The organism is Variovorax sp. P2_H12 (assembly GCF_056403395.1).
This window is the reverse complement of sequence record NZ_JBFUFO010000001.1, coordinates 94,435-107,569: the sequence shown is the minus strand read 5'-3', so window position 1 is coordinate 107,569 and position 13,135 is coordinate 94,435. Positions and strand designations below refer to the sequence as shown.

Below are 13,135 nucleotides of genomic sequence, written 5' to 3'. Positions count from 1 at the left end.
GACACATGTTCGAACGCCTCATACGCTTCGCCATCGAACAGCGATGGCTGGTGATCCTCGCCGTGCTCGGAATGAGCGCCCTCGGCATCTACAACTACGGGCGCCTGCCCATCGACGCGATACCGGACATCACCAATGTCCAGGTGCAGGTCAACACCTCGGCACCCGGCTACTCGCCGCTCGAGATGGAGCAGCGCGTCACCTACCCGATCGAGTCGGTGATGGCCGGGCTGCCGGGCCTGGAGCAGACCCGGTCGCTGTCGCGCTACGGCCTGTCGCAGCTGACCGTGATCTTCAAGGACGGAACCGACATCCACTTCGCACGCCAGCTCGTCAACCAGCGCATGCAGGAGGCCAGGGACAAGCTGCCCGACGGCGTGACGCCCACCATGGGCCCGATCTCCAGCGGCCTCGGCGAAATCTACCTGTGGACGGTGGAGGCCGATGACGAGGCGAGGAAGCCCGACGGCACGCCCTACACGCCGACCGACCTGCGCGAGATCCAGGACTGGGTGATCAAGCCGCAACTGCGCAACGTGCCGGGCGTCACGGAGATCAACACCATCGGCGGCTTCGACAAGCAGTTCCAGGTGGCGCCCGACCTGGAGCGCCTCGCCGCGCGCGGCCTGAGCCTCCAGGACGTGGTCATGGCACTGGAGCGCAACAACGCCAACGTCGGCGCCGGCTACATCGAGCGGCGCGGCGAACAGTACCTGGTGCGCGCACCGGGCCAGGTGAAATCGATCGACGACCTGCGCGAGATCATCGTCGGCAGCGCGCAGGGCCAGCCGGTGCGCATTCGCGACGTCGCCGAGGTATCGATCGGGCAGGAACTGCGCACCGGCGCGGCCACCGAGAACGGCCGCGAAGTGGTGCTCGGCACGGTCTTCATGCTGCTCGGGGAAAACAGCCGCGCGGTCTCGCAGGCGGTCGACAGGCAGATGGCCGTGATCAACCGCAACCTGCCGCCGGGCGTGAACGCGGTCACAGTCTACGATCGCACGGTGCTGGTCGACAAGGCCATCGCCACCGTGAAGACGAACCTGCTCGAGGGTGCGGTGCTGGTGATCGCGGTGCTGTTCCTGTTCCTCGGCAATATCCGCGCGGCGATCATCACCGCGCTGGTGATTCCGTTCTCGATGCTGTTCACCTTCACGGGCATGGTGCACTACCGGATCAGCGCCAACCTGCTGAGCCTGGGCGCGCTGGACTTCGGGATCATCGTCGACGGCGCGGTGGTGATCGTCGAGAACTGCGTGCGGCGGCTCGCCCATGCCCAGGCTCACCATGGCCGGCCGCTGACGCGCTCGGAGCGCTTCCACGAGGTGTTCGCGGCATCCAAGGAGGCCCGGCGCCCGCTGATCTTCGGACAGCTGATCATCATGATCGTCTACCTGCCGATCTTCGCGCTCACCGGCGTCGAGGGGAAGATGTTCCAGCCGATGGCCTTCACGGTCGTGATCGCGCTGGTCGGCGCGATGATCCTCTCGGTCACCTTCGTGCCGGCAGCGGTCGCGCTGTTCATCGGCGACAAGGTCGCCGAGAAGGAGAACCGGCTGATGCAATGGGCCCGACGCTGGTACGCGCCGGCACTGCGCCACAGCATCGCCAACACCCCCGTGGTGCTGACGGCCGTGGTCGTGATCGTGGCGCTGTCGCTGCTGGCGGGGAGCCGGCTGGGCCGGGAGTTCGTGCCCAATCTGAACGAAGGCGATTTCTCGATCCAGGCGTTGCGCATACCGGGCACCAGCCTCACGCAATCGGTCGAGATGCAGGCGCGCATCGAAGAGCGGCTGAAGCAGAAGTTTCCCGAGATCGAACGCATCTTCGCGCGCACCGGGACGGCGGAAATCGCGTCCGACCCGATGCCGCCGAACATCTCCGACGGCTACATCATGCTCAAGCCCGAATCGCAGTGGCCCGCGCCGCGCAGGACGCGCGAAGAACTGCTGGCCGCGGTGCGCGAGGAGGTCGCCCAGCTGCCGGGCAACAACTACGAGTTCTCGCAGCCGATCCAGCTGCGCTTCAACGAACTGATCTCGGGCGTGCGCTCGGACGTCGCGGTCAAGGTCTTCGGCGACGACAACGAGGTGCTGAACGACACCGCCAACCGCATCGCCGCCGTGCTGCAGGCGGTCCCCGGAGCGACGGAAGTGAAGGTCGAGCAGACCACCGGACTGCCGATGCTCAGCGTGAACATCGACCGCGCCAAGGCCACGCGCCACGGCCTGAACATGAACGAGGTGCAGGAGGCGGTCTCGATCGCCATCGGCGGCAAGGAAGCAGGCACCTTCTTCCAGGGCGACCGCCGCTTCGACATCGTCGTGCGGCTGCCGGAGTCGGTGCGCGGCGACATCGAGGCGCTGGGGCGGCTGCCGATCGCGCTGCCGAAGGACGGCAACGGCCGCAGCGCCTTCGTGCCGCTGTCCGAGCTCGCCACGCTGGAGATCGCGCCCGGGCCGAACCAGGTGTCGCGCGAGAACGGCAAGCGCCGCATCGTGGTCAGCGCCAACGTGCAGGGCCGAAGCATCGGCAGCTTCGTGCCCGAAGCCGAGGCGGCGCTGCAGGCCGGGGTCAAGCTGCCGACCGGCTACTGGAGCACCTGGGGCGGCACCTTCGAGCAGCTCGAATCGGCGACGGCGCGGCTCAAGGTCGTGATACCGGTGGCGCTGCTGCTGGTCCTGGTGCTGCTGTTCGCGATGTTCGGCAACCTGAAGGACGGGCTGCTGGTCTTCACCGGCATCCCGTTCGCGCTGACCGGCGGCATCGTCGCGCTGTGGCTGCGCGACATCCCGATCTCGATCTCGGCCGCGGTCGGGCTGATCGCGCTGTCAGGCGTGGCGGTGCTCAACGGGCTGGTGATGCTGTCGTTCATCCGCAACCTGCGCGACGAGGGCCGCAGCCTCGACCAGGCCATCCACGAAGGCGCGCTGACCCGGCTGCGGCCGGTGCTGATGACGGCATTGGTGGCGTCGCTGGGCTTCGTCCCGATGGCCATCGCCACGGGCACCGGCGCCGAGGTGCAGCGGCCGCTGGCCACGGTGGTGATCGGCGGCATCCTGTCGTCGACCGCGCTGACGCTGCTGGTGCTGCCGCTGCTGTACCGTCTGGCGCATCGGCGCGAGGCCGACGAGCCTACTTCTTGAAGTTCGCGATGCCGTCCATGATTTCCTTCTTGGCGGCATCGATGCCTTCCCAGCCCAGCACCTTGACCCACTTGCCGGCTTCCAGGTCCTTGTAGTGCTCGAAGAAGTGGGTGATGGCCTTCAGGCGCATCGGGTTCACGTCCTCGACCTTCTTCCAGTGGCTGTAGATCGGCAGCACCTTGTCGGTCGGCACGGCGAGCACCTTGCCGTCGACGCCGGCCTCGTCTTCCATCATCAGGATGCCGATCGGCCGGCAGGGCACCACCACGCCCGGCACCAGCGCCCAGGGCGTGATCACCAGCACGTCGACCGGATCGCCGTCGCCCGACAGGGTCTGCGGCACATAGCCGTAGTTGGTCGGGTAGTGCATCGCGGTCGTCATGAAGCGGTCGACGAAGATCGCGCCTGATTCCTTGTCGACTTCGTACTTGATCGGGTCGGCGTTCATCGGGATCTCGATGACGACATTGAAGGCTTCGGGGGCGTCTTTGCCGGGGGAAACTTGGCCGAGGGACATGGTCTGTCTTGGAGTAGTTGAAAGTGTTCGCGGGATGCGGACAAACCCGAAGTTTACTTTCCATGTCACAGCCCGGTCGCACAGAAAGTCACTTTTGCCTGTAAATTGCCTACGTTGGCCAATCGGTCCCTGCCCTTCGCGGCACCGGGGCTTCGAGGAAGCAACGCGGCGGAAGCACTGTCCCGTACGCGTTGCGCACAGGGTCGGGCTTTCGTCTCCATTAGTTACAACGAACGACTGGAGAAGCAAGGCATGACTGGCAACACCCCTCTCGTCCTCGCCATCGTCTGCGGCCTGGTGGCCGTGGGCTATGGTTTCTGGGCGCGCAGCTGGATTCTTTCCAAGGACCCGGGCAACGCCCGAATGCAGGAGATCGCGGCCGCGATCCAGACCGGCGCGGCGGCCTATCTGGCCAAGCAGTACCGCACCATCGCGGTGGTCGGCATCGTGCTGGCGATCCTCATCGGGATCTTTCTCGACGTCACCACGGCGGTCGGCTTCATCATCGGCGCGGTGCTCTCGGGTGCCTGCGGTTTCATCGGCATGAATGTGTCGGTGCGCGCCAACGTGCGTACCGCGCAGGCCGCGACCCAGGGCATCGGCCCGGCGCTGGACGTGGCTTTCCGCGGCGGCGCCATCACCGGCATGCTGGTGGTGGGGCTCGGCCTGCTGGGTGTCTCGGCCTTCTACTGGTTCCTCGCCGGCAACGGCGTGCTGACGCCGGACAAGAACCTTGCGAACCTGCTCAATCCGCTGATCGGCTTCGCCTTCGGCTCCTCGCTGATCTCGATCTTCGCCCGGCTCGGCGGCGGCATCTTCACCAAGGGCGCCGMCGTCGGCGCCGACCTGGTGGGCAAGGTCGAGGCCGGCATCCCCGAGGACGACCCGCGCAATCCGGCGGTGATCGCCGACAACGTAGGCGACAACGTCGGCGACTGCGCCGGCATGGCGGCCGACCTGTTCGAGACCTATGCGGTGACGCTGATCGCGACCATGGTGCTGGGCGCGCTGATGGTGACGGCGGCGCCCGTCAATGCGGTGATGTACCCGCTGGCGCTCGGCGGCGTGTCGATCATCGCGTCGATCATCGGCTGCTTCTTCGTCAAGGCCTCGCCGGGCATGGTGAACGTGATGCCGGCGCTGTACAAGGGCCTGGCGGTGGCGGGCATCCTGTCGCTGATCGCCTTCTGGTTCGTGACCAGTTGGCTGATCCCGGACAATGCCATCGCACCCTCGGGCAGCCAGCTGAAGCTGTTCGGCGCCTGCTTCGTCGGCCTGGCGCTGACCGCGGCGCTGGTCTGGATCACCGAGTTCTATACCGGCACCCAGTACTCGCCGGTCAAGCACATCGCGCAGGCCTCGACCACCGGCCACGGCACCAACATCATTGCCGGCCTCGGCGTCTCGATGCGCTCCACCGCCTGGCCGGTGATCTGCGTCTGCATCGCGATCCTGGCCTCGTACACGCTGGGCGGCCTCTACGGCATCGCCGTCGCCGCCACCGCGATGCTCAGCATGGCGGGCATCGTGGTGGCGCTCGACGCCTACGGCCCCATCACCGACAACGCCGGCGGCATCGCCGAGATGTCGGAGCTGCCGGCCAGCGTTCGGGACGTCACCGACCCGCTGGACGCGGTGGGCAACACCACCAAGGCCGTGACCAAGGGCTATGCCATCGGCTCGGCCGGCCTCGCGGCACTGGTGCTGTTCGCCGACTACACCCACAAGCTCGAAGGCTACGGGCTGGCGATCAGCTTCAACCTGAGCGACCCGATGGTGATCGTCGGCCTGTTCATCGGCGGCATGATCCCCTACCTGTTCGGCGCGATGGCGATGGAAGCCGTGGGCCGCGCGGCCGGCTCGGTCGTCGAGGAGGTGCGCCGTCAGTTCCGCGAGATCCCCGGCATCATGGAAGGCACCGGGAAGCCCGAATACGGCCGCGCCGTGAGCATGCTGACCGGGGCGGCAATCAAGGAAATGATGATCCCCTCGCTGCTGCCCGTGGTGGTGCCGATCGTGGTCGGCCTGGTGCTCGGACCCAAGGCGCTGGGCGGCCTGCTGATGGGCACCATCGTCACCGGCCTGTTCGTCGCGATCTCGATGTGCACCGGCGGCGGCGCCTGGGACAACGCCAAGAAGTACATCGAGGACGGCCACCACGGCGGCAAGGGCTCCGAAGCGCACAAGGCGGCGGTCACCGGCGACACCGTCGGCGACCCCTACAAGGACACGGCCGGCCCGGCGGTCAATCCGCTGATCAAGATCATCAACATCGTGGCGCTCCTGATCGTGCCGCTGGTGGTCAAGTTCCACGCCGGCGATGCGGGTGCGATGACGGCGCCGGCCACGGCCCCGCCGCCAGCCAGCGCACCGGCGGCGCCTGCCGCGGCGCCCGCTGCGGCGGCACCGGCTGCAGCGTCAGTGGCCGCGGCCGATGGCGGTGCCTCGATCAAGGCCGAGGGCGGCGTGATCAAGTTCTACTTCGCCACCAGCAGCGCCGAAGTGCCGGCGGGCTCCAGCGCGGCGCTGGCCGAGATCGTGAAATCCGTGCAGAGCGGCGGCCGCGTGCTGGTGAGCGGCTACCACGACGCCACCGGCGACCCCGAGAAGAATGCCGAACTCGCCAAGCAGCGCGCGACGGCGGTGGGCGCAGCCCTCAAGATCGCCGGCGTACCGGAAGACAAGGTCGAGCTCGCCAAGCCTGCGCAGGCCCAGGCCGACGGACCGCCGGCGGAAGCGCGCCGGGTCGAAGTGAAGCTGCAGTAGCAGCGATGCCTTCGACCGCGACGCTCGAAGCCTTCATCGCCGCAGTCGAGAGCGGCCAGCACGCGCAGGCGATCGAGGATTTCTATACCGAGGATGCGTCGATGCGCGAGAACCAGGCCGAGCCCCGGCGCGGCCGCGCGGTACTTGTCGCGCATGAACGCGCAGTGCTCGCCCGAACCGCTTCGGTGGTCTCGCATTGCGTGCGGCCGGTGTGCGTGAGCGGCGACCATGTCGTGATCCGCTGGATCTTCGACTTCACCGGCAACGATGGGCGCCGCATGCGCATCGAAGAGCTCGCCTGGCAGCGCTGGGACGGCGAGCGCATCGCGCAGGAAGAGTTCTTCTACGATCCCGTGCAGATGAAACCGGACTGACTGGGGACGCTCAGTTCAGGCTGACGCCACGGGCCGGCGGCGTGCTTTGCTCGGCACGCAGCGGCACGCCCTGCAGGGTGTCGAAATCGGACGGCGCCTCGGGCACGCGCATGTCATCCAGCTCGTGCAGCGAGGCGACCCAGCGGCCGGCCGCGGACTCGGCCGGCTCGTCGTTGGTGAAGATGCCGTCGCGAATGTAGAAGGTCTCGGCCGCAGGCCGCTCCATGTGCAGCTCGATCAGCCGCGCGATCGGGAACGTATAGGTGACGAGCTTTTCCTTCGTCTTGCGGTCCTTGGCGCCGCAGTTGAAGAAACCCTCGGCGGCGATCACGATGCAGGAGCCTTCCACCGAACTGTCGATGTCGCCGCCGCAGCGCCAGATGGCGGTCGGCAGCCGGACACGCACCTTGTCGATGACCAGGTCGCGCTGCTTGTTGAGCGCGTTGAGCGGCGGCACCAGCGAGCGCAGTTGCCTGAGACGCTCGGCAAAGTTGTCGTCGATGCAGAACTCGACGTGGTGCGTGGCGCCGCCCGAGCGCTTGACGACCTGCATGATGACGTGACGCGGTGAGCTCACAGGGGCCGTCCTTTCGCGTGCGTTCGACGCAGACCCGACCCGTTCGAAGCAGTGGTCTTCATTGGGATCATTGAAGCTACGATTAATTAGAACTTAGGTATTGATGCAACTATTCGCATCATTTGTTTCTAACTGTAGTTCGAATGCCCGCGACTGGATAGGCGGAATGAAGTATTAATTAGATGAAATCAATTGCCTCGCCAACTCTCATAGGCGAGGCAATTCGCACCAGGTCAGGCGGTGCCGGCCGATTCCATCAATTCGTCGAGCGCCTTGCAGGAAGGCGCGCAGACCGTCTGTGATTTTCCGAGCAGCTGGCGGGTCCGCATCTGGGAGCGCACGCGATGCTTCCCGCACATGAAGCAGGACATCGTGGCGCCGCTGAACGAGGCCGAGGCGCGAAACGGCGAGCCGGGCGCCTTGGCCTTGTAGCGCAGGCCGTCGGCCACCACCGCGGTCTTGACGTCGGTCTTACTCATGGGCTGCTTCCGGGGGACCGTCTCGGTGCATGGCACGCCCGATGGCCGTCTTGGCGGCCAGTTCGGCCGCCAGCGAGGCGTCGAGCGCCGAACGGCACAGGCCGGCGTGCTGGTAGTTGAGGTTCTCGTACACCTGCGAGGCGGCGGGATAGGCATCCAGCAGCTGGCCGAGTTCGGCGCCGGGCTCGGAATCGCGGAATTGATCGACCAGGTGCATCACGACCGACCGGTATTGCTCGGGGCCTACCGGCACGGCGCTGTGCTCCAGCCGCTCGAGGAGCTGGGCCAGGACATGCGTCACGGCCAGATCGGCCTTGTGCGCGGGAGTATGGGTAGCGTTCATGCACAGCATGTGGGGCGGCGGCGGCGGATTGCAAGGGCGGAAAAGGACCATCCCCCGAGCCTACAGCAGCATCTCCGGCACGATCGGCGCGATCAGGGAGTTGTAGAACCGCTTGAAGAAGCCCGATTCGGGCTCCGAGGTCAGGATCACTTCCTTCTCCCCGTCGGTGGTGAGCCATTCGAGCGCGCCGGTGCTCTTGTCCAGCCGCAGGCGGTAGGAATTCTGCAGCTTGCTGATGTTGATGACCCGCAGCATCTCGCGCGCCAGCTGGGGGCTGTCGACCACCACGCCCATTTCGGTGTTCTGGGTCGCCGAGCGCGGGTCCAGGTTCATCGAACCGACGAAGATGCGCCGGCGGTCGATCGCAGCCGTCTTGGCATGCAGCCGGCCGAGCGAGTTGCCGAACATGTCGAAGCGCTTGTTGGCGGTGGTGCGCTCCGGGCTCAGTTCGTACAGGTCGGCGCCCGTCGCGAGCAGGCGCTCGCGGTAACGCGCGTAGCCGGTATGGACCAGCGGTTCGTCGTTGGCGGCCAGCGAGTTGGTCAGCAGCGTCAGCTTGACCTTGCGCCGCGACAGGTCCTCGAACGCGGCCATCCCCTTCTCGCCGGGCACCAGGTAGGGCGACGTCAGGTCGACCTCGGTCCTGGCGTCCATCAGCAGGCCCCAGACCTTCATGGTCACGCTGGTGGCGAGCGCGTCGTCGGCGGTCATGGTGGCTGGCTTGGTCGGCGGGTCGGCGATGGCGTGCGCCTCGCCCCAGAGGAGGCCCATCCGGCCACCATCCAGCTCCTCGGCGATCGGTCCGTAGCCGAGCACGTCTGACGGCGGCAACAGGATTTTCGGCGGCGGGGAGCTCATGCCGATCCAGGCATCGAACTCCTCGGCGCCGGGCTTGCGCCCGCCCGGGCCGCGGACGATCTCGGCGATCGGCCAGACCTGTTCGGCATTCCAGTATTCGTCGAAGATCGCCTCGAGTTCGGCCACCACCTTGCCGACGACCAGCGCGTCCATGTCGATGAAGTTCTGCGCCTCGCTGAGCACGAAATACTCGTCCGCGATGTTGCGCCCGCCGACCACCGCCACCACGCCGTCGGCGATGAAGAGCTTGTTGTGCATGCGATGGTTGAGCCGCCCGATCTCCTGCGGGGAAGCGAGGAAGCGCGACAGGAAGCCGTCCCGGCCGCAACAGAAGGGATTGAAGAGGCGCACCTCCACGTTCGGCGTCTGCGCCAGCGCCAGCAGCGGCTGCTGGCTCTTCGCGGTGTAGAGGTCGTCCACCAGCACCCGCACCTTCACGCCGCGCCCGGCGGCCTCGCGCAGGGCACGCATCAGGAGCCGGCCGGTGGCATCGTTCTCGAGCTGGTAGTACTGCACCACCAGCGACTGCTGGGCCCGCTGGGCAAGCTGGACGCGAGCGTCGAGCGAATAGACGCCCAACGGCATCAGGCGAAAGCCGGAATGCTCCTCGGGCGGCGTCGAATCCGCGACGATCTTCGCCAGCCGGGTCGAGCGGTCGGGCACCGCGGCGTATTCGGCCGGGCGGTCGCGCGATATCGGCAGCGAGCCGCAGGCGCCCAGCAGCGCGATGCCGGCGCAGACCAGCGCCAGGCGGAGCCAGCGATCCAGGCCAATCGTCATGTCAAATTCCTCATTGCTGGCGCGCATGCATCGAACCGCCGCGAGACGGGATGCGGTCCTAGAATTCGAAACGCTCTCACCCGGGGTTACATCATGATGCTATCGATCGCCGCGCGCGCAACTTTCGTTGCCTTCGCCGCCGCCCTGGCCGCGCCCGCCCTCGCCGCCCTCGACATCGGCGACGCGGTGCCCAGATTCACCGCCACTGCGGCGCTGGGCGGCAAGACTTTCCGCTACTCGCTGGCCGACGCGCTCGCCCAGGGGCCGGTGGTGGTCTATTTCTTCCCGGCGGCGGACTCGAACGACTGCTCCATCGAGGCGCATGCCTTCGCCGAAGCCATCGATCAGTTCGCGGCGCTCGGCGCCACCGTGATCGGTGTGTCGGCCGACGACATCGACACCCTCGCGAAGTTCTCGGTCAAGTCCTGCCAAAGCCGCTTTCCGGTGGCGTCGGACCAGTCGAAGACCGTGATCGAGGGTTTCGACGCGCTGATGCAGACCCGGCCGGATTTCGCCAACCGACTGTCCTACGTGGTCGCGCCCAACGGCAAGGTCGCCTACTACTACCAGAACCTGAATCCGGACAAGCATGTCGAGCGCATGCTGAATGCGCTGCGCGCGCTGCCGAAGGCAGCCGCTGCACGCTGAACGCGAAACGCGACGGCGGACCGTTACCATTTCCACCATGCAACTCAACTACATCGGCAACGAAAACGTTGCTTCCTCGTCCGGCCGCACGCTGCCGGTGATCGATCCGTCCGACGGCCAGGTCTTCGACGAACTGCAGCGCGGCAATGCAGCGGACATCGACGCCGCGGTGCGCGCGGCGCGCCATTGCTTCGAGACCACCTGGCACAAGGTCAGCGCGGCCGAGCGCGGGCGGCTGCTCTACAAGCTGTCGCAGAAGATCGCCGAGCACGTCGACGAGCTGGCGCTGATCGAGCAGCGCGACTGCGGCAAGCCGGTCAAGCAGGCCCGCGCCGATGCGGTGGCGCTGGTGCGCTACTTCGAGTTCTATGCCGGCGCCTGCGACAAGCTGCACGGCGAGACCATTCCCTACCAGGATGGCTACAGCGTCTTCACCTGGCGCGAGCCGCACGGCGTCACCGGCCACATCATCCCGTGGAACTACCCGATGCAGATCTTCGGCCGCAGCGTCGGCGGCGCCCTGGCCGCCGGCAACGTCTGCGTGGTCAAGCCCTCCGAGGACGCCTGTCTGTCGCTGATCCGGGTCGCCCAGTTGGCGGCCGAGGTCGGCTTCCCGCCCGGCGCGCTGAACATCGTGACCGGCTATGGCCACGAGGTCGGCGACGCGCTGGCGCGCCACGAGGGCATCGACCACATCAGCTTCACCGGCAGCCCGAAGGTGGGCACGCTGATCCAGCAGGTGGCGGCCGAGCGTCATTGCCCGGTGACGCTCGAGCTCGGCGGCAAGAGCCCGCAGATCGTGTTCGCCGACGCCGACCTGGGCGCGGCGATCCCGGTGCTGATCAACGCCATCGTGCAGAACGCCGGCCAGACCTGCTCGGCCGGCTCGCGCGTGCTGATCGACCAGGCCATCTACGAGCCGCTGCTGCAGCGCCTGGGCCATGCCTTCGAGGCGCTGCGCGTCGGCCCCGCGGCCATGGACCTGGACGTCGGCCCGCTCATCCGCCAGACGCAGCAGCAGCGCGTGTGGGACTTCCTGTCGGACGCGCACGTGGCAGGCATCCCGATGGTGGCGCAGGGCGTGGTGGTCGACGAAGCGCCCGAGGCCGGTTTCTACCAGGCCCCCACCCTGCTGCGCGACGTGCCGGTGGACCACCGCCTGGCGCAGGAGGAAGTCTTCGGCCCGGTGCTGGCCGCGATGTCCTTCCGCGACGAGGACGAGGCGGTGGCGCTGGCCAACGCCACCCAGTTCGGCCTGGTCGCCGGCATCTGGACCCACGACGGCGGACGCCAGTTCCGGATGGCCAAGCGCGTGAAGAGCGGCCAGGTGTTCATCAACAACTACGGCGCGGGCGGCGGGGTCGAACTGCCGTTCGGCGGCGTCAAGTCCTCGGGCTACGGCCGCGAGAAGGGCTTCGAGGCGCTGTACGGCTTCACCACGCTCAAGACCGTGGCCGTGAAGCACGGCTGAGCAAGTGCCCTTGCAAGGGCAGCAGCCCCGGCGATGCGTTAAATTGACCCTCATGAACAAGCATGTCGTCCACGTCTCCGAGATCGGCCGCCCGCGCCGCGCCGCGGCCGCGCCCGAGCGCATGGTCGCGGCCACCGGCGTGCTGCTCGACCGGCTGGCCCGGCCCCTGACCGACCTGCGCATCAGCGTGACCGACCGCTGCAACTTCCGCTGCAGCTACTGCATGCCGAAGGAAGTGTTCGACAAGGACTACCAGTACCTGCCCCACAGCGCGCTGCTGAGCTTCGAGGAGATCACGCGGCTGGCGCGCATCTTCGCCAGCCATGGCGTGCACAAGATCCGGCTCACCGGCGGCGAGCCGCTGCTGCGCAAGAACCTCGAGGTGCTGGTCGAGCAGCTCGCGGCGCTGCGCACACCGGACGGCCAGCCGCTCGACCTCACGCTGACCACCAACGGCTCGCTGCTCGCGCGCAAGGCCCAGGCGCTGAAGGCGGCCGGCCTCAAGCGCGTGACCGTGAGCCTCGACGGCCTCGACGACACGGTGTTTCGCAGCATGAACGACGTCGACTTCCCCGTCGCCGAGGTGCTGGCCGGCATCGAGGCCGCGCAGGCGGCCGGGCTGGGCCCGATCAAGGTCAACATGGTGGTCAAGCGCGGCACCAACGAGCAGGAGATCCTGCCGATGGCCCGCCACTTCCGCGGCACCGGCGTGGTGCTGCGCTTCATCGAGTACATGGACGTCGGCGCCACCAACGGCTGGCGCATGGACGAAGTGCTGCCGTCGGCCGAAGTCGTGCGGCGGCTCGCCGAAGTGTTTCCACTGGCGCCACTGGAAGCCACCGCGGCCGGCGAAACCGCGCAGCGCTGGGCCTACGCGGACGGCGCCGGCGAGATCGGCGTGATCAGCAGCGTGACCCAGGCCTTCTGCCACGACTGCAGCCGCGCGCGACTGTCGACGGAGGGCAAGCTCTACCTGTGCCTGTTCGCCAGCCAGGGCCACGACCTGCGTCCACTTCTGCGCGGCGACGCCGACGACGCGCAGATCGCCTCCGCCCTCGGCCACATCTGGCAGGGCCGCAGCGACCGCTACTCCGAACTGCGCGCACTGCGCGCACCCGACACCGACAGCAGCGCACCGCGCCGGGTCGAGATGAGCTATATCGGCGGATGAGCGCG

At 67.4% G+C, this 13,135-nt stretch carries 11 protein-coding genes; 6 read left to right on the top strand and 5 right to left on the bottom strand.

Going from position 1 to position 13,135, the window contains the following annotated elements:
* Positions 1–5: 5 nt before the first annotated feature.
* The gene (locus AC1DYK_RS00560; protein ID WP_478164487.1) at positions 6–3,146 is read left to right on the top strand and encodes a CusA/CzcA family heavy metal efflux RND transporter; all 3,141 of its coding nucleotides are present in this window, start codon (positions 6–8) and stop codon (positions 3,144–3,146) included.
* Here AC1DYK_RS00560 and ppa read toward each other — a convergent pair.
* Positions 3,136–3,663: an inorganic diphosphatase gene (gene ppa, locus AC1DYK_RS00555; RefSeq protein WP_478156775.1), complete on the bottom strand. Its 528-nt coding sequence runs from the start codon at positions 3,661–3,663 to the stop codon at positions 3,136–3,138. The two genes, AC1DYK_RS00560 and ppa, sit on opposite strands and share 11 nt — an antisense overlap.
* Before the next feature lie 252 nt (positions 3,664–3,915).
* Here ppa and AC1DYK_RS00550 point away from each other — a divergent pair, with 252 nt between their 5' ends.
* Together AC1DYK_RS00550 and AC1DYK_RS00545 are read left to right on the top strand one after the other, a co-directional pair.
* Positions 3,916–6,429 (top strand): sodium-translocating pyrophosphatase, encoded by a 2,514-nt coding sequence (locus AC1DYK_RS00550; RefSeq protein ID WP_478164486.1) that lies wholly within the window; start codon positions 3,916–3,918, stop codon positions 6,427–6,429.
* Positions 6,430–6,434: 5 nt separating this feature from the next.
* Positions 6,435–6,803, top strand: coding sequence for a nuclear transport factor 2 family protein (locus AC1DYK_RS00545; RefSeq protein ID WP_478164485.1), 369 nt, complete (start codon positions 6,435–6,437; stop codon positions 6,801–6,803).
* 10 nt (positions 6,804–6,813) lie between these two features.
* On the opposite strand, the gene AC1DYK_RS00540 is transcribed toward AC1DYK_RS00545, so the two are convergent.
* From AC1DYK_RS00540 to AC1DYK_RS00525, 4 genes are all read right to left on the bottom strand, one after another.
* Positions 6,814–7,380, bottom strand: coding sequence for a hypothetical protein (locus AC1DYK_RS00540; RefSeq protein ID WP_478164484.1), 567 nt, complete (start codon positions 7,378–7,380; stop codon positions 6,814–6,816).
* Between the two features lie 233 nt (positions 7,381–7,613).
* Positions 7,614–7,859: a hypothetical protein gene (locus tag AC1DYK_RS00535; protein WP_478089817.1), complete on the bottom strand. Its 246-nt coding sequence runs from the start codon at positions 7,857–7,859 to the stop codon at positions 7,614–7,616.
* The gene (locus tag AC1DYK_RS00530) at positions 7,852–8,202 is read right to left on the bottom strand and encodes a hypothetical protein (RefSeq protein WP_478164483.1); all 351 of its coding nucleotides are present in this window, start codon (positions 8,200–8,202) and stop codon (positions 7,852–7,854) included. Before AC1DYK_RS00530 ends, AC1DYK_RS00535 begins: the two co-directional genes overlap by 8 nt.
* Before the next feature lie 60 nt (positions 8,203–8,262).
* Entirely contained in the window at positions 8,263–9,840 is a 1,578-nt protein-coding gene (locus AC1DYK_RS00525; protein WP_478164482.1) for a phospholipase D-like domain-containing protein, read from the bottom strand.
* A 93-nt stretch (positions 9,841–9,933) separates the two neighbouring features.
* Between AC1DYK_RS00525 and AC1DYK_RS00520 the strand changes: the two genes are divergently transcribed.
* The 3 genes from AC1DYK_RS00520 to moaA are packed head-to-tail and all read left to right on the top strand — an operon-like array spanning position 9,934 to position 13,130.
* Positions 9,934–10,488 carry a peroxiredoxin gene (locus AC1DYK_RS00520; protein ID WP_478164481.1) on the top strand — a complete coding sequence of 185 codons (555 nt, stop codon included), beginning with the start codon at positions 9,934–9,936 and terminating at the stop codon, positions 10,486–10,488.
* 37 nt (positions 10,489–10,525) lie between these two features.
* Positions 10,526–11,959 (top strand): aldehyde dehydrogenase family protein, encoded by a 1,434-nt coding sequence (locus AC1DYK_RS00515; RefSeq protein ID WP_478164480.1) that lies wholly within the window; start codon positions 10,526–10,528, stop codon positions 11,957–11,959.
* 52 nt (positions 11,960–12,011) lie between these two features.
* Positions 12,012–13,130 (top strand): GTP 3',8-cyclase MoaA, encoded by a 1,119-nt coding sequence (gene moaA / locus AC1DYK_RS00510; RefSeq protein ID WP_478164479.1) that lies wholly within the window; start codon positions 12,012–12,014, stop codon positions 13,128–13,130.
* Positions 13,131–13,135 lie beyond the last annotated feature (5 nt).

Coding starts and splice junctions, on each gene's coding strand:
- AC1DYK_RS00560 (WP_478164487.1), top strand. CDS start 6: ATGTTCGAACGCCTCATACGCTTCGCCATCGAACAGCGATGGCTGGTG.
- ppa (WP_478156775.1), bottom strand. CDS start 3,663: ATGTCCCTCGGCCAAGTTTCCCCCGGCAAAGACGCCCCCGAAGCCTTC.
- AC1DYK_RS00545 (WP_478164485.1), top strand. CDS start 6,435: ATGCCTTCGACCGCGACGCTCGAAGCCTTCATCGCCGCAGTCGAGAGC.
- AC1DYK_RS00535 (WP_478089817.1), bottom strand. CDS start 7,859: ATGAGTAAGACCGACGTCAAGACCGCGGTGGTGGCCGACGGCCTGCGC.
- AC1DYK_RS00530 (WP_478164483.1), bottom strand. CDS start 8,202: ATGAACGCTACCCATACTCCCGCGCACAAGGCCGATCTGGCCGTGACG.
- AC1DYK_RS00525 (WP_478164482.1), bottom strand. CDS start 9,840: ATGACGATTGGCCTGGATCGCTGGCTCCGCCTGGCGCTGGTCTGCGCC.
- AC1DYK_RS00520 (WP_478164481.1), top strand. CDS start 9,934: ATGATGCTATCGATCGCCGCGCGCGCAACTTTCGTTGCCTTCGCCGCC.
- AC1DYK_RS00515 (WP_478164480.1), top strand. CDS start 10,526: ATGCAACTCAACTACATCGGCAACGAAAACGTTGCTTCCTCGTCCGGC.
- moaA (WP_478164479.1), top strand. CDS start 12,012: ATGAACAAGCATGTCGTCCACGTCTCCGAGATCGGCCGCCCGCGCCGC.